A 24,001-nucleotide genomic window follows, 5' to 3' on the forward strand; every position below is an offset into this window, starting at 1 on the left:
CCGGTGGCCACCGGCCAAGACGCTAAATCGCTTCCATCGCACAAATCATGCCCGTGCAGATACAAGGGGTTGCCTCCACGGCCGGCGGCGTTCGTGGAGAGAACCCCTCACCCAAGCGAGCCTGCTGCAAGTAGCTGAGCAGCCCTCTCCCACAAGGGGAGAGGGCACAACAATTGGCACCTTGAGTCCGAGCTGAACTCGGATGCGCGCTGCGCTCCATCCGGGCTACGAGAAGAACTACTTCGGCAGCTTGGGGATCATGCCCTTCAGCTTTTCCATATCCTTGATGTTCATCTTCATGCCGCCGGCCATGATGATGTCACCGGGCTTCTGATCCGCCTTGCAGGGACCGAGCCATTTGGCCTCGATGGTGCCGGTGGTATCGCGCGCCGCACCGGCGGAGCCGCGATCGGCGTGCGAGGTCGTCTTCACGGTGTAGGCGGAGTTGAAGTCGCCGGTGATCTCGGCATGCGAGGTCACCGTGACGCCGGCGACGCCGCACACGGAATCGCTGACATAGCCGGTCGCCGTCTTCTGGATATCCTGCTTGGAGCAGATATCCTTCGCCATCGGCGAGACCGCCGTGCTCATGTCTTTGTCGGTGGTCTCGTCGGTGCAATGCTGCATCGTCATTTCGGGCATGGTCGAGCCCGTACGCACGATCTTCATCTCCCACAGGCCCGCCTTGCGGACAGGGAGATCGACGGCGCCGGCCACGCCTGGCAGCAGCGCAGCCAGGCCTATGGCCGATCCGAGCAGAACGAAATGTCGTGTCATGCGGCGATGCCGGTAACGGGCGGCGATCAATAAAGCGTGCGCAGCGGCCGCTCGGCGGCGCTCCAAGGCACCCAGCGGCAGGAGAAGGAGACGTAGCCACCCTCATAGGGCTGCACCGCGAGGAATTTCACTACCTTGCCGTAGGAAGCGCAGTGATCGACCGCGAGCTGGCGGGCATCGGCCTGCCTTGCCAGCGAATAGGCGATAATGCCGCCGGTATCGTTGCCCTTGAACGGGGGCACCCAGTCGGCCTGGGCCGGTGCAACGGCCAGCATTGCACCTGCGGCAACCATGCCAGCGGCCAGAATCCTTCGCATCGCAGACCTCTCCTTAAATCCTTGGGCGACACCATAAAGTGCGCCGGCGACGGTGAAAAGAATCGTGGGGCGGAGATTTGCGGAGTTCTCCGCCAGTGTTGCCGCGTTGCACTTGACCTTGCCCGGGCTTCGCGGCACCGTCCCGCGCGTTGGATATTCGGCGGATTCTCATGTGCAACTCTGTTCGTTCCTTGACCAAAACTGGCCTCTGCGCCGCATTCGGCCTGCTGTTTGGCCTGTTGGCGTCCGCCCAGACCGCGCACGCCGCCAATCCGCTCGAGCTGAACTTCTGGCTGTTCGGGCCGAGCTATGAAGGACGGGTGGCCCCCTGCGAGGCAGCGCTGCCGACCATTGCGTCTCAGTTCCAGGAAAAAGAGGGCCAGTTCTGGAATTCCCCGCTGGTGATCACCGGCTATTCGCGGATCCATGAGACTGCTTTCCGTCCCTGGCAGTCCGACAACATCCCGCGCCGCTACTGCTCGGGCGACGCGATGTTGAGCGACGGCAAGGTGCGCACCGTGCATTTCTCGATCATCGAGGACGGCGGCTTTGCCAGCATCGGCCAGGGCGTCGAATGGTGCGTGGTCGGACTGGACCGCAACTGGGCCTATAATCCCGCCTGCAAGTCGGCCCGGCCCTGATCCTTAGGGCTGGCGTGGTCGCGCTTGTTAATCAAGCAACGCGTCGCACCACATTTTGTTCTTGAAATGTTCCATCTCCCTGCTAGGCTCGCCAGCGGTCGAGTGTGAGGGGTGCTTGATGTTTCGATTGGCCTTAGTTTCCCGGCTGCTGATTTCCGTCCTTGCGTTTTTAACCGTGACCGGCCCGGTCGGTGCCCAGGACCGCCGGCAAAACGCGCCGGGCGAGTTCGATTTCTACGTGCTTGCGCTGTCCTGGTCGCCGTCGTTCTGCGAAGCCGCCTCCGAGCGCGGCGATGGCAGGCGAGCGCAGGTCCAATGCGGCGGACGCCCCTACTCCTTCGTCGTGCATGGCCTCTGGCCGCAATATGAGCGCGGCTTTCCGGAATATTGCCAGCGGCCCGCTCCACGCCTCGCCCGCAACGTCATGACCTCGATGCTCGACCTGATGCCGGCGCCCGGGCTGATCTACAACGAATGGGACAAGCACGGCACCTGCTCCGGCCTCTCGGCACGCGCCTATTTCGAGAGCATCCGCAAGGCCCGCGCCGCGGTGAAGATTCCTGAGGAATTCCTGCAACTATCGGAGCCGAAGACGGTCGCACCCGGCGAGATCGAAGAGGCCTTCATCAAGTCCAATCCGGGCCTCAGCAGTTCGGCAATTTCGGTGACCTGCGACAGCAAGCGGCTCAGCGAGGTCAGGATCTGCATGAGCAAGGACATGCAGTTCCGCGCCTGCGAGGAAACCGACCGCCGCGCCTGCCGCCGAGACCAGGTGGTGATGCCGCCGATCCGGGGTGGCTAGGCTTCGTCATTCCAGTCCGAAGGACCAGACCTCAAATATGCAGTTTGTGCATCGGGAATTTCGAGAATCTCCGACGTGAAGCTGCGCATCCAAGTTCGGTGCTTTCAACTTGCCCGACATGAGCTGGGTTACTTTCATCTGCGCGATGTCGTAACCGTCAGGCATGAACTACCGTCACGCCTTTCACGCCGGCGGCTTTGCCGACGTCATCAAGCACATCGTGCTGGTGCGAATCCTGCTCTATCTGCAGGAAAAGCCGGCGGCGCTCCGCGTCATCGACACCCACGCCGGCGCCGGCCTCTATGATCTCACCTCCGACGAGGCGCGGCGCGGCGGCGAATGGCTGACCGGAATCGCGCGGGTGATGCAGGCGCGATTCTCGAACGAAGCGCTGCCGCTGGTACTGCCTTATCTCGACATTGTGAGAGCCTTCAGCCCACCGGGCGAACTGAAGGCCTATCCGGGCTCGCCCCTGATCGCACGGGCGCTGCTCAGGCCGCAGGATCGCCTCACCGCCTGCGAGCTCGCGCCCGAGGCGCGCAAACGCCTGATCGACGCGCTGCGCCGCGACGCCCAGGCGCGGGTGGTCGACCTCGATGGCTGGACCGCGCTGCCGGCCTTCGTCCCGCCGAAAGAAAGGCGCGGCCTGGTCCTGATCGACCCGCTTTTTGAGGCCAAGGACGAGTTCGAGCGGCTGGCGCAAGGCTTTTCCGAGGCGTTCGCCAAATGGCCGACTGGCAGCTATCTGCTGTGGTATCCGGTCAAAAGCCGTCGCGTGACCGACGATCTCGCACGGCATGTCGCGTCCGAGACAGGCAAGAGCACGCCGGCCGGCAAATGCCTGCGACTCGAATTCAGCGTCGCGCCTCGCGAAGCCGATAGCGGCCTGGTCTCGACCGGGCTTTTGATCGTCAATCCGCCCTGGACGCTTGCCGGCGAACTCAGAATCATACTGCCCGAGCTCGAAAAGCCCTTGGGCCAAGGTGGCGCCGGCCGATTCAGGCTGGAGACGCCCAAACCTTAACCAAAGCCGTTGCTGAAAACTCCCACTCGACCATAGGCAACTTGCCCGGAACCGTATTATGCTTGTCACGTTAGGACTGGCTTTACGTTCCGCTTCCGCGAATGGTTGCGGCGGAGTGACAAGGCCGAAGAAAAATCCAGGCGGGTCGGTGGCGTGACACGGGTCCGCTGAGGTGGCCAAGCTTCCGGCAGCGAATGTCCGGTCACCCGCTACGTGAGTTACGCGTAGCGGCGGTGCAATGCGGGGGAGGAGTTTCCCGATGGCCATGACTGGGACAGTCAAATTCTTCAATGGAGAGCGCGGCTACGGCTTCATCAAGCCTGACGACGGCGGCCGCGATGTGTTCGTTCACATCACCGCTGTCGAGCGCGCAGGACTAAAGGATTTGACCGAAGGACAGCGTATTACGTTCGACGTCGAACCAGACAAGAAGGGCAAAGGCCCCAAGGCGGTCAATCTGGTGATTTCATCGTGAGCTTTCGCGCTCACGCTGAAGCGGACTGAAGTCTCGGGTAAAGGATTTGCCGGGCGGCGTCCCGCTCGCACAGGCATGCGCGTGATCTTGCGCGTCAGTTCAGCATAAAAAATTCCGGCCGCCTGCGACGGCCGGAAGGTTGTGGTCGATCGTTTTCTTATTCTTCGAAGTGATTGGCTAGAGCATGATCCGGAAAAGTGGGCACCGGTTTTCCGAAAAAGATCATGCTCAAACAAAGAGCTAAAGCGGGATGACGATTCGAAGAAAAGTCATCACGCTTTAGAAGTGATAGTTCACGCCGGCGCGGATGACGCCGAAATGGTAGCCGTTCGATGCGCCGGTGATGATGAAGTTGCTGCTGGCGAGATCGACATAGAGATATTCGAGCTTGGCGCTCCAGTTCGGCGCAAAGGCCATTTCGGCGCCGAGGCCGGCGGTCCAGCCGACATTGGTCTGGGACTCCGACAGGCCGAAGGTCTCGGCCCGCAATTCGCCGAAGGCAAGGCCGGCGGTGGCGTAGAACAGCACGTTCTGGAACGCGTAGCCGCCGCGCCCGCGGATGGTGCCGAACCACGGGTTGGAGAATTTCCAGGGCGCAAAGGTTTCTTCCGCGCCGGTGGCCTGGATGTCGCCTTCGGCACCGAACACCCACGGGCCGTTGGTCCAGTTGTAGCCGATCTGCGCGCCGCCCGCGAAACCCGACGGCTTGGCCGGGTTGTTGTCCACGCCACCCCAAGCATAGCCGAAATTGCCGCCGAGATAGGGCCCTGCCCAGCTCAAGGCGTTGAGCGGCTGGTTGACGGTATAGGGCCCGCGATAATCGGCCGCTGCTGACGACGTCGTCCAGCCCCCGACCAACAGCGCCAGCAGGCGCAAGACGACAAACCGCTTCATCGCAACCACTCCAGAACGCAACAGCCGTGACCCGCCGGTTGCGAAGGCCGGCATGGTTACGGAATTCACTGGTTTTTCGGGAAGATTTATCGAAAGTTTTACGTTAAAGGCCTGTTAACAGCGGTTACCGCCCATCCATCAGACTTAATGGAGTGTTACCGGCGCGGGGCTTTCCCTCGAAGCCCGATGCTGGCGATGGCGTCCGGCAGCGCCTAGTTTAGGCCCATGGATCACGATTCTACCGACCACCCGAAGGCGTCCGTGCCCAAGGGAACGCGCCACGGCCAGAAGCCCGATTTGCCGCCGCAGGACCTCGCGCTCGTCACCGGCGACGTCGATCCGGCGACGTCGGCCACGGAGGAGGACGAGGACGCGCGGCTGCCCGAGGTTCCCGAGGAACCAGCGGAGGCGGTCGCCGAGGGTACGCTCGCGGTCGGCCATGCCGCGATCGAGAATGCGGTGCGGCTCGCCCCGACCTTGCCGGGCGTCTACCGCATGCTCAATGCGGCCAACGACGTGCTCTACGTCGGCAAGGCGAAGAATGTCCGCAAACGGCTTTCATCCTATGCCCGGCCCAACGCGCCGCTGCCGGCGCGCATCCTGCGCATGATCGCGGCGACGGTGAATGTCGAGATCGTCTCGACCACCACCGAGACCGAGGCGCTGCTGCTGGAGGCCAACCTCATCAAGCAGCTCCGGCCGCGCTTCAACGTGCAGCTTCGCGACGACAAATCGTTTCCCTACATCCTGATCACAGGCGACCATTGGGCGCCGCAGATCCTCAAGCACCGCGGCGCGCAGACGCGGCCCGGCCGCTATTTCGGCCCGTTCGCCTCCGCCGGCGCCGTCAACCGCACCATCACGGCGCTGCAGCGCGCGTTCCTGATCCGCTCCTGCACCGACGGCTTCTTCGAAAGCCGCACCCGGCCCTGCCTGCTCTACCAGATCCGCCGCTGCTCCGGCCCCTGCACCGGCGAGATCGATTTCCCCGGCTATGGCGAATTGGTGCGCGAGGCGACCGAGTTTCTGTCGGGCCGCAGCCATGCGGTGAAGCAGGAGCTTGCCACTGAGATGGAGAAGGCTTCCGGCGAGCTCGAATTCGAGACCGCCGCGCTCTACCGCGACCGCCTCGCCGCGCTGTCCGCGATCCAGTCGCAGCAGGGCATCAACCCGCGCACGGTGGAAGAAGCCGACGTGTTCGCCATCCACCAGGAGGGCGGCTATTCCTGCGTCGAGGTGTTCTTCTTCCGCACCGGCCAGAACTGGGGCAACCGCGCCTATTTCCCGCGCGCGGAGAAGTCGTTCACATCAGAGGAGGTGCTCTCTTCCTTCCTCGCGCAGTTCTACGACGACAAGCCGCCGCCCAAGCTCATCCTGCTCTCGCACGAGGTCGAGGACGCCGCACTGCTCGCCGACGCGCTATCCGTAAAGGCGGGGCGCAAGGTCGAGGTTTCAGTCCCCAAGCGCGGTGAGAAGAAAGAGCTGGTCACCCATGCGCTGACCAATGCGCGCGAGGCGCTCGGCCGCAAGCTTGCGGACACCGCGACCCAGGGCCGGCTGCTCGAAGGCATGGCCACGACGCTTGGCCTGCCGCAGGTGCCGAAGCGCATCGAAGTCTACGACAACAGCCACATCCAGGGCACCAACGCGGTCGGCGCGATGATCGTGGCGGGTCCTGACGGGTTCATGAAGAACCAGTACCGCAAGTTCAACATCAAGTCCGAAGGGCTGACCCCGGGCGATGACTACGCGATGATGCGCGAGGTGCTGGAACGGCGGTTCAAGCGGCTGCTGAAGCCTGCCGAGGGCGAAGCGCCCAAGGTCAAGGCTGACGACGATTCCTTCCCGCAATGGCCCGACCTCGTCATCATCGACGGTGGCCGCGGCCAGTTGAACGCAGTGACCGAGATTTTCGACCAGCTCGGGCTGACCCAGGTGTCCCTGATGGCGGTGGCAAAGGGACCGGACCGCGATGCCGGCCGCGAAACGCTGTTCATGCCCGGCCGCGAGGCCATCAAGCTCGAGCCCCGCGATCCCGTGCTGTATTTCATCCAGCGGCTGCGCGACGAGGCGCACCGTTTCGTGATCGGCTCGCATCGCAAGCTGCGCAAGAAGGACATCCGCGAGGCCGGCTTGCAGGAAATTCCCGGTATCGGCCCCTCGCGCAAACGCGCGCTGCTTCATCATTTCGGAACGCTGAAGGAGATCGAGCGCGCCTCGATCGCCGACCTTGGCAAGGTTCCCGGCGTCAGCGCCGAGAGTGCGCGGAAGATCTTCGAGTTTTTCCACGCCCAGCCGGGGGGCTAAAGAGATGGAGTCATCAAGGCGTCGCCTGCAGCGGACCATCTTATGCGCCCACGGTTGACCTCGACGCTTCAGCGGTATTGGTAAGACGGATGAACATGGCGACCACAAGGGGGCAGCCCAAGACCCTGTCCCTCCCGAATATCCTGACCTACGCCCGCATCGCCGCCATCCCGGTGGTGGTCGGCTGCATCTATGTGCAGGCGATCATGGACGGCCCGCTCTGGCTGCGCTGGGTGGCGGTCGCGATCTTCATTGCCGCCGGCATCACCGATTACCTCGACGGCTATTATGCCCGGATCTGGAACCAGCAATCGGCGTTCGGCCGGATGCTGGACCCGATCGCCGACAAGCTTTTGGTGGCCTCCTGCCTGCTGATGCTGGCCGCGGACGGCATCATCCACGGCTGGTCGCTATGGGCCGCGATCGTGATCCTCTGCCGCGAGATCCTGGTGTCGGGCCTGCGTGAATATCTGGCTGGCCTGCGCGTCAGCGTCCCCGTGACCAAGCTCGCCAAATGGAAGACCACGGTGCAGCTCGTCGCGATCGGCTTCCTGCTGGCCGGCGAGGCCGGCGATCAGGTGGTCCCGGTGGTCACCCTGATCGGGCTGGCCTTGCTGTGGATCTCCGCGATCGTCACGATCTATACCGGCTACGATTATTTCCGCGCCGGCATCCACCATCTCATCAAGGAGGATGAGGGATGAAGGTGAAGTATTTCGCCTGGGTCCGCGAACGCATCGGCAGGGCCGAGGAGACCATCGAGCCGCCGGCCGATATCCGTACCGTCGGTGAGCTGATCGACTGGCTCGCCGGGCGCGACGAGGCCTCCGCCTATGCCTTTGAGAAGCCGAAGGTGATCCGTGCCGCGATCGACCATGCCCATGTCAAGCAGGATGCCGTGATATCGGGCGCGCGCGAGATCGCATTCTTTCCGCCGATGACGGGCGGCTGAGCCACCACATGACCGCGATTGCGACCATCCGCATCCAGGAAGCCGATTTCGACACTGCGCAGGAGATTGCCGCGATCGGCAAGGGCCGCACCGATATCGGCGCCGTCGTCAGCTTCAGTGGCATCTGCCGTGGCAGCGAGAATGGCGAGCCGATCGCGGCGCTGACGCTGGAGCACTATCCCGGCATGGCGGAAGCCGAAATCAGGCGCCATGCCGAGGAAGCGATGTCGCGCTGGCCGCTATCAGGTCTTACCGTCATTCACCGCGTCGGCCGCATCACGCCGGGCGAGAACATCGTGCTGGTGGTGACGGCATCGCAGCACCGGCAGGCCGCGTTCCAGGCCGCCGAATTCCTGATGGACTACCTCAAATCCAGCGCGCCATTCTGGAAGCGCGAGGAAAGCGCGCGGGGATCGAGCTGGATCGAGGCGCGCGACCATGATGACGCGGCGGCCGCGCGCTGGACCAAATCCTGATGGCCAAGCGTCCCACGCCGGCCGCCGCCAAGCGCGGCCGATCTGTAGCGAAATCCCCGAAAGTCGCAGCGGGCGAGCTCAAGACCCTGCTCGATTTCGTCCGCTATGCGGTGAGCCGCTTCACCGAGGCAAAGCTCGTGTTCGCGCACGGCACCACCGATCCGGTGGCGGACGCTGCTTTCCTGGTCTGCGAAACCCTGCACCTGCATCCCGACCAGTTCGATCAGTTTGCCGGCGCGCGCCTCACCGCGCATGAGGGCAGCCAGATCCTCGATCTGATCGAGCGCCGCATCGCGACGCGGAAGCCGGCCGCCTATCTCGTCAACAAGATCTACATGCGCGGCCTGCCCTTCTATGTCGACGAGCGCACCATCGTGCCGCGCTCCTTCATCGGCGAACTCCTGGATTCGCATTTCGGCGGCGACGAGGCGGAAGGCGGCTCGCTGATCGACGATCCCTTGTCCGTCGTGACCGTGCTCGACCTCTGCACCGGCTCCGGATGCCTTGCGATCCTCGCCAGCCGCAGCTTCCCGAATGCCGACATCGACGCGGTCGACCTCTCGAAGGACGCGCTGGCGGTCGCCGCGCGCAATATCAGGGATTACGGACTCGAGGATCGGCTCACGCTGCACCAGGGCGACCTGTTCGAACCGCTCGAAGGCAGGCGTTACGACCTCATCATCTCCAATCCGCCCTATGTCGATGCGCTCGGCATGGCCTCGCTGCCGCGGGAATGCCGCGCCGAGCCGAAGCTCGCCTTCGACGGCGGCGCCGACGGGCTCGACATTGTCAGACGCATCCTCGACGAGGCCCCTCAGCATCTGAGTGCGGAGGGCGGACTGCTCTGCGAGATCGGCCGCGGGCGCGAGGTCCTGGAAGCCGCCTATCCGCAATTGCCGTTGCTCTGGCTCGATACCGAGGATTCCGAGGGCGAAGTGTTCTGGATTGGCGCAACCGATCTCTCGTCGGTTTGACGCTCTTTCACGCGAGCTGGTGCCCGCTACGCTCGAAGATGCCGTGTGACGCAGTGCAACGCGGCGGAAATATCGCAGCTCACGCCGTTCACGTGGGGCAGCGAAGCTGATACTTTCAAGGCAAATCAGCTCACCGCCATCAACGAGGCCCCCATGCTGGACAAGAGCCCCCGCCCCGCCGCCGTCAATGTTCCCAACGATCTCGCCGCGCATTGGATGCCGTTCACCGCCAACCGCGCCTTCAAGAAGCAGCCGCGGCTGCTCGCCGGCTCCAAGGACATGCACTATTTCACCGTCGATGGCCGCCAGATCATCGACGCCGCCGCCGGCATGTGGTGCTGCAATGCCGGCCACGGCCGCACCCAGATTTCGGAAGCGATCGCCAAGCAGGCAGCGGCGATGGACTATGCGCCGCCATTCCAGTTCGGCATCCCGCAATCCTTCGAGCTTGCCAGCCGCATCGCCGACCTGGCGCCCGAGGGACTCGACAACGTGTTCTTCTGCAATTCGGGATCGGAAGCTGCCGACACCGCGCTGAAGATCGCGCTGGCCTATCATCAGATCAGCGGCCAGGGCAGCCGCATCCGCCTGATCGGCCGCGAGCGCGGCTATCACGGCGTCGGCTTCGGCGGCACCTCGGTCGGCGGCATCGTCGGCAACCGCAAGCTGTTCGGCTCGCTGCTCACCGGCGTCGATCATCTGTCGGCGACCTATGACCGCGAGAAGCAGGCCTTCACCAAGGGCGAGCCGGACTATGGCGTGCATTTCGCCGACGAGCTCGAGCGCCTCGTCAACCTGCACGGCGCCAACACGATTGCTGCCGTGATCGTCGAGCCGATGGCCGGCTCGACCGGCGTGCTGCCGGCGCCGAAGGGCTATCTGAAGCGGCTGCGCGAGATCACCGAGAAGCATGGCATCCTCCTGATCTTCGACGAGGTCATCACCGGCTATGGCCGGCTCGGCTTTGCCTTCGCCGCGGAGCGCTATGGCGTGACGCCCGACATGATCACCTTCGCCAAGGGCATCACCAATGGCGCTGCTCCAATGGGCGGCGTGATCGTGCGCGGCGCCATCCACGACGCCTTCATGAACGGCCCTGAGCATGTGGTCGAGCTGACCCATGGCTACACCTATTCGGCGCATCCGCTGGCCTGCGCTGCCGGCCTTGCGACGCTCGACATCTACCGCGAGGAGAAGCTGTTCGAACGCGCGAGCAAGCTCGAGCCGAAATTCGCCGACGCGGTGATGTCGCTGCGCGACCAGCCGAACGTGGTCGATATCCGCACCGTAGGACTGACCGCCGGCATCGATCTCGCCCCGATCGCGGATGGCCCCGGCAAGCGCGGCTTCGCCGCACTCAACAGCGCCTTCCACGACAACGACCTGATGCTGCGGATCGCCGGCGACTCGCTGTGCCTGACGCCGCCCTTGATCGTCAGCGAGGACCAGATCGGCGAGATCGTCGACAAGGTCGGCAAGATCATCCGCGCGGTGGCGTAGAGCGCGGTTTTGCTGGACCCTCATCCTGAGGAGCGCGGAACGCGCGTCTCCGGACGATGCTACGCATCGCCGGGCGAAGGATGAGGCCCCGCCGGTGGCCTCGCCCTTCGAGACGACCGCTGCGCGGTCTCCTTAGGGTGAGGAGATGGATTGGAGTGGCCGCTCTCGCAATGACGGGCCGAGTTCTGATTCAATTGTCAAACAGCCTTCCGCTGTCATCGTCCGCCACCGGGTCGGCGCAAAAGCGCCGCCCGATGACAGGCTCCGGCGGACGATCCAGTATTCCAGAGACAGCAGTGCTTGAGCCGAGAGGCTGCCGGATACTGGATGCCCGCCTTCGCGGGCATGACGGTGGAGTAGTGGTGAGAGGATGTGAGTCCGCATTCTCGCGGCATGGATTGCCCGAGCTTTGCGTCTCGTTTCGCCCTCCTCGATATCAGAGGGCGCAGGGAAAGCCGGGTGCCGGTTGCACCCGTGGGTCCCGTGCAACAAAAAGCACGGGGGTAGGACCACAGGTTCAACCGAAGCATTCCGGCTTTCCCTGCGCAGTGGTTTTAACGGTTTCCTTCGTGCTCTCCCCGGTGACCGGGCTCTTTTGCCACCGTCACTCTGCGGATACTTGATCCACAAAACTTAGCGCCAGCGTCGGGGCGCCAGGACCACACGACTTCGCCGTCCGTGAGCACCACGCTCGTCAGTCGTGACACTCTCGTCCACCGCATCTCACCGCAACGTTCGTGACGATCGCGACCCGCCCCTCATCTTGGGTGAGACGCGCGGAGTTAAATCACTGATTTGCCCGACGGCGGAAGCGGAATGTTTTTGCGCAAAGGACTGGACGAGGCAAATCAGGTTGAAATTGCTGGCGAACTTTCTCCCCGTCATTCCGGGGCGACGCAAAGCGTCGAGCCCGGAATCCATTCATCCGCTTGCGCCTGCGGCTCGATGGATTCCGGGTTCGTCCTTCGGACGCCCCGGAATGACCGCGGAGCGAGTCTCGGCGGCCGACACGCTTGGGCCAGCGGTGTCTTAAGTCCTCCAAAGAACACTTGCCTGCCGAATCAAACTTGATGGTACAGTGGTCCCGCTTGGGGGAGCGCAGACAAGACCGCGCCAAAGAGGCCCGTGTTTTCCCGGGTGGGACAGCCGAGGTGGACAGCCAAACCTGAGGGCGTAACGCGCGCGACATGATTCGCATTTCGACGATCTTCATCGCCATCTGCATGGTTCTGGTCGCGGCCTCGCTCGGCCTTGTGCTCTATTCGGTGGCTGGCGTCAGCGGAACCGAATCGGCCATCGTGGCGCTGACCGCGTTGACCTTCCTGATCCTCTACAACGCCGTGTCGATGCGGCTGCGCGACCGCTCCGATGTCGGCGGCCAGATCGCGGACCTCTCCCGCGGCACCGCCGACCTCGCCCGCCAGGTCGCCGAATTCGGCCGCAGGCTCGCCGCCGTCGAGGGCCGCGTGGTGTCGGCGAATTCCGCCAGCGCCGACCGCGTGCAGGCCGTGGTCGGCGAAATCAACGAGCTCGGCAATCTGGTCAAGCAGCTTGCAGCCTCCGTCGCCAGCCATGAAGACATGCTGGCAACTGCGAGCGCGCCTTCGAGCAGCCCCGTCGTGGAGCCGGAACCAGAGCCACGCGCTGCCGCTTCAGCTCCGGTAGCCGGCGCCGTGTGGAGGGCCGCCGCGTCGACGACGGCCCCACAGGTTTTCGCAGCACCGGCACCGGCGGTATCAGCCCCGGCAGAAGCCATTGCGGCCTCACGCAGCCCGACTCAGCTCGTCACCGCTATCAGGAATGCGATCGACGCCAACCGGCTCGACATCTACCTGCAGCCGATGGTGACGCTGCCGCAGCGAAAGGTGCGCTACTATGAGGCGGTGACGCGGCTGCGCGACGAGCGCGACCAGATCGTCGCCGCCGACGATTTCATCGGCGCAGCGGAAGCCGGCGGCCTGATCGGGCGCATCGACCACATGGTGATGTTGCGCTGTGTGCAGGTGCTGCGCCGGCTGATGGTCCGCAACAAGGATGTCGGCGTGTTCTGCAACGTCTCCGCAGCGACGCTCGGCAACGCTGTCAATTTCACCCAATGCCTGGATTTCCTCGAAGCCAATCGCGCGCTGGCGCCATCCTTCGTGCTCGAATTCAAGCAGTCGACCTTCCGTAATCTCGGCCCGACCGAGAGCGAGCATCTCGCCGCGCTGTCGCAGCGCGGCTACCGCTTCTCGATCGACAACGTCAGCGACCTCCGTTTCGAGCCGCGCGAGTTCGCCGACCGCGGCGTACGCTTCATCAAGGTGCCGGCGGCATTGCTGCTGGATCCCAGGCAGAGCTCGACCTCGGACATTCACCCCTCAGACCTGTCCGACCTGCTCGGCCGCTATGGCATCGACCTGATCGCCGAGAAGATCGAGGGCGAGCGCGCCGTCGTCGACCTGCTCGACTACGACGTACGGTTCGGCCAGGGGTTCCTGTTCGCCCCGCCGCGGCCGTTGCGGCCCGAAGGCGCATCTGCTACCGCCGGGGCCTCGCCGCCCAAGCCGCAGGAAGCCAATGGCGCCAGCACTCCCGTCCCCCAGAATAACCCCGCCATCGACCCTACGCAGCGGATTACCGGCAATGCCGCGCTGGCGCGCCGCATCGCAGGCCCGGGCTAGGCGGCGCGCGCTGCCATGACCTCACTTCACTTTGTCGAGCGGTTGCGCGACGTCGTTGGCGACGTCGAGGTGGTGCTCTCCGACGTCTGGGGCGTGGTGCATAATGGGCTCGAGTCGTTTCCCGAGGCCTGCGAGGCACTGCATACGTTCCGCCAGCAGGGCGGCACCGTCATCCTCATCACCAACGCGCCACGGCCGGCCGACTCGGTGCAGCGTCAATTGCGCAAATTGGGTGTGGCCGACGAGACCTATGATGCGATCGTCTCGTCCGGGGACCTGACCCGGCATTTCGTCGCCGAGCATCCCGGCAAGAAGATCCACTGGGTCGGCCCGGAGCGCGACTCCTCGATCCACCGCGGCCTGGATGCGCCGCTGACGCCGCTGGAGCAGGCCGATTACATCATCTGCACCGGCCTGTTCGACGACGAGACCGAGACCCCGGAAGACTATCGCGCGATGCTCCTGAAGGCGCGCGAACGCAAGCTTTCACTGATTTGCGCCAATCCCGATATCGTGGTCGAGCGCGGCGACCGGCTGATCTATTGCGCGGGCGCGATCGCCGAGCTGTATCGCGAGCTTGGCGGCGAAGCGATCTTCTACGGCAAGCCGCACCAGCCGATCTACGAGCGCGCGATGCAACTGGCGGCCGAACGCCGCGGTCGTCCGGTCGAACTCAATCGCGTGCTGGCGATCGGCGATTCCGTGCGCACCGACATTGCGGGAGCCAAGGGCTTTGGCATCGACTGCCTGTTCGTGACCCGTGGCATCCATTCCGAAGAGTTCGAAGGTGTCGACCAGCTCGACCCGGCCTCGGTGACGGAGCTGTTCGGCCACCCGCCGAAGGCGCTGATCCGGGAGTTGAGGTGGTAATTGGTTGGGAGGGCGCGCCCCCTCTCCGCCGTCATGGCCGGGCTTGACCCGGCCATCCACGCGTCTCCGCAGTCGCTGCCCCAAAGGCGTGGATGCCCGGGACAAGCCCGGGCATGACGAAACTGATGGAGCGGCGTTCGGCGTTTACGCCGTTGCCATGTCCGGGAAGACCGCCTCGATCTTGGTCTTCAGCGTCGCTGCGTTGAACGGCTTGACGATGTAATTGTTCACGCCGGCCTTCTTGGCCGCGATCACGTTCTCGGTCTTGGATTCCGCCGTGATCATGATGAAGGGCGTGGTGGCGAGGTTGGGATCGGCGCGGACTTCCTTGAGCAGGTCGTAGCCGGTCATCGGCTCCATGTTCCAGTCGGAGATCACGAGACCATATTTCTTGCCGCGCATCTTGTTCAGCGCCGCGGAGCCATCGGACGCGTCGTCGATGTTCTCGAAACCGAGTTGTTTCAGAAGATTCCGGATGATGCGGATCATGGTGCTGTAGTCATCAACCACCAGAACCGACATGGACAAATCAACCGCCATCTTCTCTCCCCCAAACACGCGACTGACGCTTGCGCGAAAAAACCGACAGGCCTGTGCGACCCGCATTCCTCGCCCGAAGCAGTAGCATCATGCGTTAAACAGCGCGTTAACCGGCTTGGGGCGGATTGTGTCCGTTTTGATCCGATTTTCGCCCGCTTGACTTCGATAGTCCCGGCAAGCCACGGTCCGGCCGCACGCGATCATGACCCGATTGGAAGGAAGCGGATCATGATCTCATCTCTTTGTTTGAGCATGATCTTTTCTGAAATCCGGCCTCCACTTTGCGCTAACGCAGCCCTCCGGGTCCGGATCATGCTCTCGTCGGCGCTTAAGAATTCCTGAAGAATCGCACCCAAAATGACCACTCGTTTTACCGTTATCCGCGACAACACCCCCCAGAGCGCGATCCCGAGAGGGGCCGTGGTGGCGATGGGCAATTTTGATGGCGTCCATCTCGGCCACCGCGCCGTGATCGAGGCCGCCCTGCAAATGGGCAAGGCGCATGGGAAACCTGCGCTGGCGCTGACGTTCGAGCCGCATCCGCGCAGCTTTTTCAGCCCGAATACACCGCAATTCCGCCTGACCGACGAAACCAACAAGCTGCGCCTGCTCGCAGGCACCGGGCTTGCCGGCGCCGTGGTGATGACCTTCGACAAGAACCGCGCCGGCACCAGCGCGCAGGATTTCATCCACCATGACCTGATCGAACGGCTCGGCATCAGCGGGATCGCGGTCGGCTACGACTTCCATTTCGGCAAGGGCCGCGTCGGCTCGCCGAGCCTCCTGGTCGCCGAGGCGCCGCGGCTCGGCATCGAGATCGATGTCCAGGCGCATGTCGATATCGAGGAGCGGCCGGTTTCCTCCAGCGCCATCCGCATGGCGCTCGCGGAAGGCCAGATCGCGGACGCCACCGCGATGCTGGGCAGTCCCTGGTTCGTCACCGGCGAGGTGATCCATGGCGAGAAGCGCGGCCGCGACCTCGGCTATCCCACCGCCAACATCCGCCTCGACAAGAATTGCGGCCTGAAGCACGGCATCTATGCGGTGCGCGTCGGACGTGATTCGGAACGCATCGACGGCGTCGCCAGTTTTGGCCGCCGCCCGACTTTCGACAATGGCGCGCCATTGCTTGAAGTGTTCCTGTTCGACTTCAAGGGCGATCTCTACGGCAATTTGCTCGACGTCGCCTTCATCGGCTTCATCCGCGATGAGCTGAAATTCGACAACATTGAAGCGTTGATCCGACAGATGGACGACGACAGCGCCCGCGCCAAGGCGCAACTCGCCGCCGCCCCTGAGGCATTCCCGAAACTCGGAGCGATCGATTGAGCAAGACCGAAAAACAGAAGATGCTGGCGGGCGAATTGTATCGTCCGGGTGATCCGGAACTTCAGGCCGATGCAGCCGCCAACAAGGCTTGGCTCGCGCGCTACAACGCCGCTCTGGCCGCGCCGGCATCGGAACGGCATGCGCTATTGTCGGAACATTTCGGCCGTGTCGGCAAAGGCGCGGTGATCCGTCCGCCGTTCTTCTGCGACTACGGCTACAACATTCATGTGGGCGAGGAGGTCTTCCTCAACTTCAACTGCGTCATTCTCGACATCGTCGAGGTCGTTATCGGCGACCGCACCCAGATCGGGCCCGCGGTGCAGATCTATGCCGCCGACCATCCGCGCGATGCCGAGACCCGGCGCACCGGCCTCGAATTCGGCCGACCGGTGCGGATCGGCCGCGATGTCTGGATCGGAGGCGGTGCCATCATCCTGCCGGGCGTCTCGATCGGCGACGACGCGGTGATCGGCGCCGGCAGCGTGGTCACGCGCGACGTCGCCGCGGGCCAAATTGTCACCGGAAACCCGGCCCGGCCCCGTCCGTGATGAGTTGCTCGGAGCGACCGGCTACCCGAGAAGGCGGGAATCGAACGGAGCCTGAACAATCTCGGCCACGCTAACCTTGGCCGCGTCTCGATGTGCAGGATTGAGGAGAAAGTTCTGGCCTTGGCTGATCGCCGACGGCACTTGCAACAACGCGCTCGAGGAACCGTCAAGCCAGCGATCGCCGATGTCGCGGGTGATCATCGTCTGAGATCGCCAATCATCGGGTAGGCCAGCGACCACTTCAGTCGCGATGTCCGGCGGAAGCTTCACGCGGAGGAGTCGATAGCTGGCTGGAATGAGGTCGCGATCCATATGGACCAGCATCTCAAGTAACGCGGTCGACGGATGATCCGCAAGGTAAACGACAGGTCTGCCCTGCGAATGCCACCGGCCGCTAGCCCTCAGGCCGCCAATTCCCGAAAGATCCGGGTAGTTCGATATCCGCCAAAGCTCCATGTCATGGGCTCAGGCAAAGATTCCGTGATCTATCCGTTCGAGCATTTCGCGGACGACAGCCGTGCCAAGTTCGTCCTTGAGGAGGTCGATCGGCCTTTGACCTGACAACGTGGCATTCGGACGCTTCAACCAAGTAATCGCTTTCTTTTGATCGCCGAAAACACGATCAGCGAGCGTCTTGATTTCGATTGCCCTGACGAAGCCCTCGGGCGCAAGCGTCGGCTCGACGAGGCTCTGCGCTGCCACGTCGTCGCGCATCGATTGCAGCATGGAATCGATATCGCCGTTGGAATCGCCCTGTCGGCGAAGCTCCTTCAGCCTCTCATATGCCTCGGCCAGCGGTTGGGCGCTCATGAATTCCCTCCAATAATCAATAGATTAGTATCTTTGGAAAAAACCACAAGCGCATCGGGACCATCTCCTCGCCCGCCTTTGCGATTTCCCCTCCCGGCTGCTATGGAAGGCCCCATGTTGATACGGCGCATCATCGGCATTAGCGGCCCGGCTTCCGCCTGAGCTCTCAAGGCTCGGCGCGAGACCGGGATTTTCATGTTCCTCCCGCGATAGATCGCTAAACGCGCCCATCCTAGTCAAACCTGGTCCGATGTCCGAAAAGCCGCAAAAGTCCGACGCCAAAGACTATTCCAAGACCCTGTTCCTGCCGCAGACCGAATTCCCGATGCGCGCCGGCCTGCCCCAGCGCGAGCCGGAAATCCTGAAATATTGGAACGAGATCGACCTCTACGAAAAACTGCGCCAATCCGCGAAAGGGCGCACCAAGTTCGTGCTGCATGACGGCCCGCCCTATGCCAATGGCAACATCCATATCGGGCACGCGCTGAACAAGATCCTGAAGGACGTGGTGACCAAGAGCCAGCAGATGCTGGGCTTCGATTCCAACTACGTGCCGGGCTGGGACTGTCACGGCCTGCCGATCGAGTGGAAGATCGAGGAGGAGAACTACCGCTCCAAGGGCAAGCAGAAGCCGGATTTCCGCGACTCGGGGGCGATGGTGGCGTTCCGGAAAGAGTGCCGCGCCTATGCGACGCACTGGATCAACGTGCAGCGGCAGGAGTTCAAGCGGCTGGGCGTGATCGGCGACTGGGATCATCCCTATGAGACGATGACCTATCCCGCGGAGGCGCAGATCGCGCGCGAATTGATGAAGTTCGCAGCCAACGGCACGCTCTACCGCGGCTCCAAGCCGGTGATGTGGAGCGTGGTGGAGAAGACCGCGCTGGCGGAGGCCGAAGTCGAGTACGAGGACTACACCTCAGACACGGTGTGGGTGAAATTCCCGGTCACCTCGCCCGCGCATGGTGTGCTGGCGAAGGCGAGCGTCGTGATCTGGACCACGACGCCATGGACGCTGCCCGGCAACCGCGCCATCAGCTTCTCGCCGAAGATCGCCTATGGCCTCTATGAGGTCACCGACGCGCCCGCCGACAATTGGGCGAAGACGGGTGATCTCCTGATCCTCGCAGATGCGCTCGCGGAAAGCGTGTTCAAGCAGGCGCGCGTCACCGCTTACGAGAAGGTGCGCGATCTGCCGGGCGATACGCTCGACGCGGTGGAAACCGCGCATCCCCTCAAGGGCCTCGCCGGCGGCTACGAATTCACGGTCCCTCTGCTTGCGGGCGATCACGTCACCGACGATACCGGCACCGGCTTCGTGCATACTGCGCCGAGCCACGGCCGCGAAGACTTCGACGTCTGGACAGCGAATACGCGCGAGCTCGATGCGCGCGGCATCAACACCGCAATTCCCTACACCGTCGACGAGAACGGCGCCTTCACTCATCAAGCCCCCGGCTTCGAAGGCAAGCGCGTGATCAACGACGAGGGCCAGAAGGGCGACGCCAACGAGGCCGTGATCGCGGCGCTGATCGAGCGCGGCATGCTGCTCGCGCGTGGGCGGCTGAAACATCAGTATCCGCACTCCTGGCGCTCGAAGAAACCGGTGATCTTCCGCAACACGCCGCAATGGTTCATCGCGATGGACAAGCCGATCGCGGACGATGGCAAGGCAAAGCCCGGCGACACGCTGCGCGCCCGCGCGCTGCAGGCGATCTCGGTGACGCAATGGGTGCCGCCGGCGGGCCAGAACCGCATCAACGGCATGATCGCCAACCGTCCCGACTGGGTGATCTCGCGCCAGCGCGCCTGGGGCGTTCCGATCGCGGTGTTTGTGCGCGAGAAAGGCGACGGCTCGGCCGAGATCCTGCGCGACGAGGCGGTCAACCAGCGCATCGCTGACGCCTTCGAGCAGGAAGGCGCCGACGCCTGGTACGCCGATGGCGCGCGCGAGCGCTTCCTCGGACAGCTCGCCAATGAGGACTGGAAGAAAGTCGACGACATCCTCGACGTCTGGTTCGATTCCGGCTCGACGCACGCCTTCGTGCTGGAAGACCCCGTGCACTTCCCGGGCCTTGCCGGCATCAAGCGCAAGATCGACGGCGGCAACGACACCGTGATGTATCTGGAAGGAAGCGACCAGCATCGCGGCTGGTTTCATTCCTCGCTGCTCGAGAGCTGCGGCACCCGCGGCCGCGCGCCGTATGACGTCGTGCTGACCCACGGTTTCACGCTGGACGAGAACGGCCGCAAGATGTCGAAATCGCTCGGCAACACCGTCGAGCCGCAGAAGGTGATCAAGGATTCCGGCGCCGACATCCTGCGTCTGTGGGTCTGCGCGACCGACTATTCCGACGACCAGCGCATCGGCCCGGAAATCCTGAAGAACACCATCGAGACCTATCGCAAGCTGCGCAACACGGTGCGCTGGATGCTCGGCACGCTGCATCACTTCAAGCCGAGCGAGAAGGTTGCCTATGGCGAGATGCCCGAGCTCGAGCGGCTGATGCTGCATGAGCTTGCCGGCCAGGCCGCGATCATCCGCAAGGCCTACGCCGAATTCGACTACAAGACCGTGGTCGCAAGCCTTGCCGCGTTCATGAATACGGAATTGTCGGCGTTCTATTTCGACATTCGCAAGGACACGCTCTATTGCGACCCGCCGTCCTCGGTCGCGCGCAAGGCGGCGCTGACCACGATCGACATGATCTGCGATGCGATCCTGAAATGGCTGGCGCCGGTGCTCAGCTTCACCGCCGACGAGGCGTGGCGGATGTACAGGCCCGATGCGGAACCTTCCGTGCACCTGACGCTGTTCCCGGAGGGGCTGGAGAAATTCCGCGACGAGCGCCTGGCCACGAAATGGGAAACCGTCCGCGACATCAGGCGCGTCGTCACCGGCGCGCTCGAGATCGAGCGTGCCGCCAAGAACATCGGCTCATCGCTGGAAGCCTCGCCGCTGGTCTACGTCTCCGACCAGGAGATGCTCGATACGCTGTTCAACGTCGACCTTGCGGAAGTCTGCATCACCTCGAACGCGATGGTGACCAACCAGGACGCGCCGGAGCATGCATTCCGCCTCAACGAGGTGCCGGGCGTTGCGGTGGTGGTCGAGAAGGCAGTCGGGCGCAAATGCGCGCGGTCGTGGAAGATCCTGCCCACCGTCGGCGAGGACGCCGAATATCCCGACGTCTCCCCGCGCGACGCGCAGGCGTTGCGGGAGTGGAAGGCGCTCGGGGTTGCCGTGTAACTTGACCGCATGACCCCTCCCCTGCGCGCCGGCATCATCGCGGCCGTTACCACGCTGATCCTCGACCAGGCGTCGAAGCTCTGGCTCCTGTTCGTGTTCGACCTTCCCCGGCGCAGCGTGGTGAAGGTGACGCCGTTCTTTGACCTGGTGCTGGCCTGGAACGTCGGGATCAGCTTCGGCTGGTTCCAGAGTAACAGCCCGACGGCCCAGCTCCTGCTGATGGCGGTCAAGGCGATCGCGGTGGTGGCGCTGGCGATCTGGATGGCGTACTCGCGTACCCTGCTTGCGACAATTGCGCTCGGGCTGATCATCGGCGGCGCGATCGGCAACGCCATCGACCGCTTCGCCTATGGCGCGGTGGTCGATTTCGCCCTGTTTCACATCCAGATCGGGGAAAAAACCCTCAATTGGTACGTCTTTAACCTCGCGGACGTGGCCATCGTTGCTGGGGTAGCTGCACTATTGTATGATTCTTTTCTGGGGGTACCCGCCGCAAAAGCGCCCTGATCGCGGCCGATACGGCTTTGCAAGCGGGTAGGATTTCATGGGCGGAACCGTGCCTAAGCCGGTGACCGCCCTCGCGAATTTAAAGAGTGGGGAAGAGCGCGATGCGCCACACTGAAGCCAACGCTCCACAAGCCGATACCTCGACTGCCTGGAAAGCGCTGATGCATGGATTGCGGCTCGCCGCGGTCGCCCTCGGCGTCGGCCTCGTAATGGCCGCAGGTCCCGTACGGGCCGGCGATGATGGGGACGACGAGGACGACAAGACCTTCGAGGAGAAGGTCATCGAAGGCGTCATGAAGGGCCTTGGCGGCACCAACATGGAAAACCGCGGCATCGACTATCGCGAGCGCTCGCCGCTGGTCGTGCCCCCCAACCTCAACCTGCCCGCGCCGGCAGCTTCCGCCGAGGCCAAGGTGCCGAACTGGCCGAAGGACCCCGACGAGGCGCGCCGCAAGGCGGCAATCGCGGCGCGGAAGAACACGAACAAGGATCCGCGCGAAGCCAGCCGCATCCTGTCGCCGAGCGAGCTCGCTCAGAAGAGCGACAAAAAGTCCAGCGGCGGCGAGTCGGTCGACCAGCCCGGCGGCAACCCCGGCGCCAACGCGATTCTCTCGCCGTCACAGCTCGGCTATGAGGGCGGCTTCAGCGGCCTGTTCGGCGGCAGCAAGACGGAGACGGCCACCTTCAAGAGCGAGCCGACCCGGGAATCCCTGACCCAGCCTCCGCCCGGCTACCAGACGCCGTCGCCGAATTTCGCCTATGGCACCGGCCCGAAGGAATCGCTCAACAAGGAATACAACCCGTCGCAGGGCAAGTATGGCGATTAATTAACCTCGTCTCTCGCGTTCGTGAGGTTGGCGGCTTTGCGCGCGCCATATGATGCCGGCATACCCGGGGCAATGTTGCTCCGGGTTTTTTAGATAGGTCCTGATGTCCCAGCACCGCCTTGTGGTTTCGCTTCTTGCCGGATTGCTTTCGACGGCCTCCCTCTCCGCCTCCAGCGCCATTGCCCAGACCACGGTCACCTCGGAACGCCCTGCCAGCTTCACGCTGCACAACGGCCTGCAAGTGGTGGTGATCCCCGATCACCGCACCCCGGTTGTGACGCAGATGATGTGGTACAGGGTCGGCTCCGCCGACGAGACCCCCGGCAAATCGGGATTGGCGCACTTCCTCGAACACCTGATGTTCAAGGGAACGGCCAAGCATCCGGCCGGCGAATTCTCGCAGACTGTGCTCAGGGTCGGCGGCAATGAGAACGCCTTCACCTCCACCGACTACACTGGCTATTTCCAGCGCGTGCCGCGCGAGCAGCTCGGCAAGATGATGGAATTCGAGGCCGACCGGATGACCGGCCTGATCCTGCAGGACGAGAACGTGCTGCCGGAGCGCGACGTCGTGCTGGAAGAATACAACATGCGCGTCGCCAACAATCCGGATGCGCGGCTCACCGAGCAGATCATGGCGGCGCTCTATCTGAACCACCCCTATGGCCGTCCGGTGATCGGCTGGCACCAGGAAATCGAAAAGCTCGGCCGCGAGGACGCGCTCGCCTTCTACAAGCGCTTCTATGCGCCGAACAACGCGATCCTGATCATCGCCGGCGACGTCGAGGCGAGCGATATCCGCCCGATGGTGGAGAAGAATTTCGCCGACATCCCGTCGCAGCAATCGATCCCCGCAAAACGGCTGCGCCCCCAGGAGCCGATACCGGTCTCACCGCGCACGGTGACGCTGGCCGATCCGCGCGTCGAACAGCCGACCATGCGCCGCTACTACCTGGTCCCGTCGGCCGCCACCGCCGCGGTGGGCGAAAGCCCCGCGCTCGACGTGCTCGCGCAACTGATGGGCGGCGGCGCCAATTCCTATCTCTACCGCTCGCTGGTGATCGACCGTCAGCTCGCGATCTCGACCGGCGCCAATTACCAGGGCACTGCGCTCGACCCCTCGCAGTTCGTCATCGCCGCAACGCCGAAGCCCGGCGTCGACTTCGCGCAGATCGAGGACGCCATCGACAAGGTCATTGCCGATATCGCGCGGAATCCGCCGCGCGCCGAGGACCTCGAGCGGGTCAAGACCCAGTTGATCGCGGAATCGATCTACGCGCAGGATAATCAGGCGATGCTGGCACGCTGGTATGGCGGCGCGCTCACCACGGGGTTGAGCGTCGACGATATCAGGAGCTGGCCCGAGCGCATCCGCGCCGTCACCGCCGAACAGGTCCGCGAAGCCGCGCAAAACTGGCTGGACAAGAAGCGTTCCGTAACCGGTTACTTGATCAAGGATACTGCGCCCAAACGCGAGGAGAAGCGCTCGTGACCTATTCTCTCACTCGGCGTTCGGTC

General features: G+C 63.7%; 24 protein-coding genes. 18 read left to right on the forward strand and 6 right to left on the reverse strand.

Annotation, left to right across the window (positions count from 1 at the left end; all coding sequences use genetic code 11):
- Positions 1–237: 237 nt before the first annotated feature.
- Together OZ411_RS26015 and OZ411_RS26020 are read right to left on the reverse strand one after the other, a co-directional pair.
- Positions 238–777: a DUF3617 family protein gene (locus OZ411_RS26015; RefSeq protein ID WP_282530250.1), complete on the reverse strand. Its 540-nt coding sequence runs from the start codon at positions 775–777 to the stop codon at positions 238–240.
- Positions 778–803: 26 nt separating this feature from the next.
- The gene (locus OZ411_RS26020) at positions 804–1,094 is read right to left on the reverse strand and encodes a hypothetical protein (protein WP_130582682.1); all 291 of its coding nucleotides are present in this window, start codon (positions 1,092–1,094) and stop codon (positions 804–806) included.
- 170 nt (positions 1,095–1,264) lie between these two features.
- Here OZ411_RS26020 and OZ411_RS26025 point away from each other — a divergent pair, with 170 nt between their 5' ends.
- The 4 genes from OZ411_RS26025 (at position 1,265) to OZ411_RS26040 (ending at position 4,036) form a co-directional block, all read left to right on the forward strand.
- Positions 1,265–1,735, forward strand: a complete 471-nt coding sequence (locus tag OZ411_RS26025; RefSeq protein ID WP_130582681.1) for a hypothetical protein — start codon at positions 1,265–1,267, stop codon at positions 1,733–1,735.
- A gap of 118 nt (positions 1,736–1,853) precedes the next feature.
- A complete protein-coding gene (locus OZ411_RS26030) occupies positions 1,854–2,537 on the forward strand; it encodes a ribonuclease T2 (protein WP_130582680.1) in 684 nt (227 codons plus the stop codon).
- Positions 2,538–2,700: 163 nt separating this feature from the next.
- Complete coding sequence (gene rlmJ, locus OZ411_RS26035; protein WP_282530251.1) at positions 2,701–3,561, forward strand: 23S rRNA (adenine(2030)-N(6))-methyltransferase RlmJ; 861 nt, start codon at positions 2,701–2,703, stop codon at positions 3,559–3,561.
- Between the two features lie 259 nt (positions 3,562–3,820).
- Positions 3,821–4,036, forward strand: a complete 216-nt coding sequence (locus tag OZ411_RS26040) for a cold-shock protein (RefSeq protein ID WP_027581161.1) — start codon at positions 3,821–3,823, stop codon at positions 4,034–4,036.
- Positions 4,037–4,315: 279 nt separating this feature from the next.
- Here OZ411_RS26040 and OZ411_RS26045 read toward each other — a convergent pair whose 3' ends face one another.
- On the reverse strand, positions 4,316–4,930 hold the full coding sequence (locus tag OZ411_RS26045) for an outer membrane protein (RefSeq protein WP_282530252.1): 615 nt from the start codon (positions 4,928–4,930) through the stop codon (positions 4,316–4,318).
- Positions 4,931–5,155: 225 nt separating this feature from the next.
- Here OZ411_RS26045 and uvrC point away from each other — a divergent pair, with 225 nt between their 5' ends.
- From uvrC to OZ411_RS26085, 8 genes are all read left to right on the forward strand, one after another.
- On the forward strand, positions 5,156–7,237 hold the full coding sequence (gene uvrC, locus OZ411_RS26050) for an excinuclease ABC subunit UvrC (RefSeq protein WP_282530253.1): 2,082 nt from the start codon (positions 5,156–5,158) through the stop codon (positions 7,235–7,237).
- A gap of 89 nt (positions 7,238–7,326) precedes the next feature.
- Positions 7,327–7,941: a CDP-diacylglycerol--glycerol-3-phosphate 3-phosphatidyltransferase gene (pgsA, locus tag OZ411_RS26055; protein WP_027581164.1), complete on the forward strand. Its 615-nt coding sequence runs from the start codon at positions 7,327–7,329 to the stop codon at positions 7,939–7,941.
- Positions 7,938–8,189: a molybdopterin converting factor subunit 1 gene (gene moaD, locus OZ411_RS26060; protein ID WP_130582676.1), complete on the forward strand. Its 252-nt coding sequence runs from the start codon at positions 7,938–7,940 to the stop codon at positions 8,187–8,189. Before pgsA ends, moaD begins: the two co-directional genes overlap by 4 nt.
- 8 nt (positions 8,190–8,197) lie before the next feature.
- Positions 8,198–8,665, forward strand: coding sequence for a molybdenum cofactor biosynthesis protein MoaE (locus OZ411_RS26065; protein ID WP_282530254.1), 468 nt, complete (start codon positions 8,198–8,200; stop codon positions 8,663–8,665).
- Positions 8,665–9,639: a 50S ribosomal protein L3 N(5)-glutamine methyltransferase gene (gene prmB / locus OZ411_RS26070; protein WP_282530255.1), complete on the forward strand. Its 975-nt coding sequence runs from the start codon at positions 8,665–8,667 to the stop codon at positions 9,637–9,639. Before OZ411_RS26065 ends, prmB begins: the two co-directional genes overlap by 1 nt.
- A gap of 153 nt (positions 9,640–9,792) precedes the next feature.
- Positions 9,793–11,139 carry an aspartate aminotransferase family protein gene (locus OZ411_RS26075; protein ID WP_130582684.1) on the forward strand — a complete coding sequence of 449 codons (1,347 nt, stop codon included), beginning with the start codon at positions 9,793–9,795 and terminating at the stop codon, positions 11,137–11,139.
- 1,187 nt (positions 11,140–12,326) lie between these two features.
- Positions 12,327–13,802: an EAL domain-containing protein gene (locus OZ411_RS26080; RefSeq protein ID WP_282530256.1), complete on the forward strand. Its 1,476-nt coding sequence runs from the start codon at positions 12,327–12,329 to the stop codon at positions 13,800–13,802.
- Positions 13,803–13,817: 15 nt separating this feature from the next.
- Complete coding sequence (locus OZ411_RS26085; RefSeq protein ID WP_282530257.1) at positions 13,818–14,672, forward strand: TIGR01459 family HAD-type hydrolase; 855 nt, start codon at positions 13,818–13,820, stop codon at positions 14,670–14,672.
- 144 nt (positions 14,673–14,816) lie between these two features.
- Here OZ411_RS26085 and OZ411_RS26090 read toward each other — a convergent pair whose 3' ends face one another.
- A complete protein-coding gene (locus tag OZ411_RS26090) occupies positions 14,817–15,212 on the reverse strand; it encodes a response regulator (RefSeq protein WP_100419632.1) in 396 nt (131 codons plus the stop codon).
- A 357-nt stretch (positions 15,213–15,569) separates the two neighbouring features.
- On the opposite strand from OZ411_RS26090, the gene OZ411_RS26095 reads away from it, so the two are divergent.
- Both OZ411_RS26095 and OZ411_RS26100 read left to right on the forward strand, forming a co-directional pair.
- A complete protein-coding gene (locus OZ411_RS26095) occupies positions 15,570–16,541 on the forward strand; it encodes a bifunctional riboflavin kinase/FAD synthetase (RefSeq protein WP_282530258.1) in 972 nt (323 codons plus the stop codon).
- On the forward strand, positions 16,538–17,089 hold the full coding sequence (locus OZ411_RS26100; protein ID WP_282530259.1) for a sugar O-acetyltransferase: 552 nt from the start codon (positions 16,538–16,540) through the stop codon (positions 17,087–17,089). The genes OZ411_RS26095 and OZ411_RS26100 overlap by 4 nt, the downstream gene beginning before the upstream one ends.
- 21 nt (positions 17,090–17,110) lie before the next feature.
- Here the strand turns inward: OZ411_RS26100 and OZ411_RS26105 are convergent, their stop codons facing one another.
- Positions 17,111–17,545 carry an RES family NAD+ phosphorylase gene (locus tag OZ411_RS26105; protein ID WP_282530260.1) on the reverse strand — a complete coding sequence of 145 codons (435 nt, stop codon included), beginning with the start codon at positions 17,543–17,545 and terminating at the stop codon, positions 17,111–17,113.
- Between the two features lie 9 nt (positions 17,546–17,554).
- Positions 17,555–17,815: an MbcA/ParS/Xre antitoxin family protein gene (locus tag OZ411_RS26110; RefSeq protein WP_282530261.1), complete on the reverse strand. Its 261-nt coding sequence runs from the start codon at positions 17,813–17,815 to the stop codon at positions 17,555–17,557.
- A gap of 334 nt (positions 17,816–18,149) precedes the next feature.
- Between OZ411_RS26110 and ileS the strand changes: the two genes are divergently transcribed.
- The 4 genes from ileS to OZ411_RS26130 all read left to right on the forward strand — a co-directional run bounded on the left by ileS (position 18,150) and on the right by OZ411_RS26130 (position 23,975).
- Positions 18,150–21,149, forward strand: a complete 3,000-nt coding sequence (ileS, locus tag OZ411_RS26115; protein ID WP_282530262.1) for an isoleucine--tRNA ligase — start codon at positions 18,150–18,152, stop codon at positions 21,147–21,149.
- 9 nt (positions 21,150–21,158) lie between these two features.
- Positions 21,159–21,656, forward strand: a complete 498-nt coding sequence (lspA, locus tag OZ411_RS26120) for a signal peptidase II (protein ID WP_130583086.1) — start codon at positions 21,159–21,161, stop codon at positions 21,654–21,656.
- 101 nt (positions 21,657–21,757) lie between these two features.
- Positions 21,758–22,483: a hypothetical protein gene (locus tag OZ411_RS26125; protein ID WP_282530263.1), complete on the forward strand. Its 726-nt coding sequence runs from the start codon at positions 21,758–21,760 to the stop codon at positions 22,481–22,483.
- A 103-nt stretch (positions 22,484–22,586) separates the two neighbouring features.
- Complete coding sequence (locus OZ411_RS26130; protein WP_130583084.1) at positions 22,587–23,975, forward strand: pitrilysin family protein; 1,389 nt, start codon at positions 22,587–22,589, stop codon at positions 23,973–23,975.
- Positions 23,976–24,001 lie beyond the last annotated feature (26 nt).

It is taken from the genome of Bradyrhizobium sp. Arg237L (genome assembly GCF_029990105.1).
Taxonomy (GTDB): domain Bacteria; phylum Pseudomonadota; class Alphaproteobacteria; order Rhizobiales; family Xanthobacteraceae; genus Bradyrhizobium.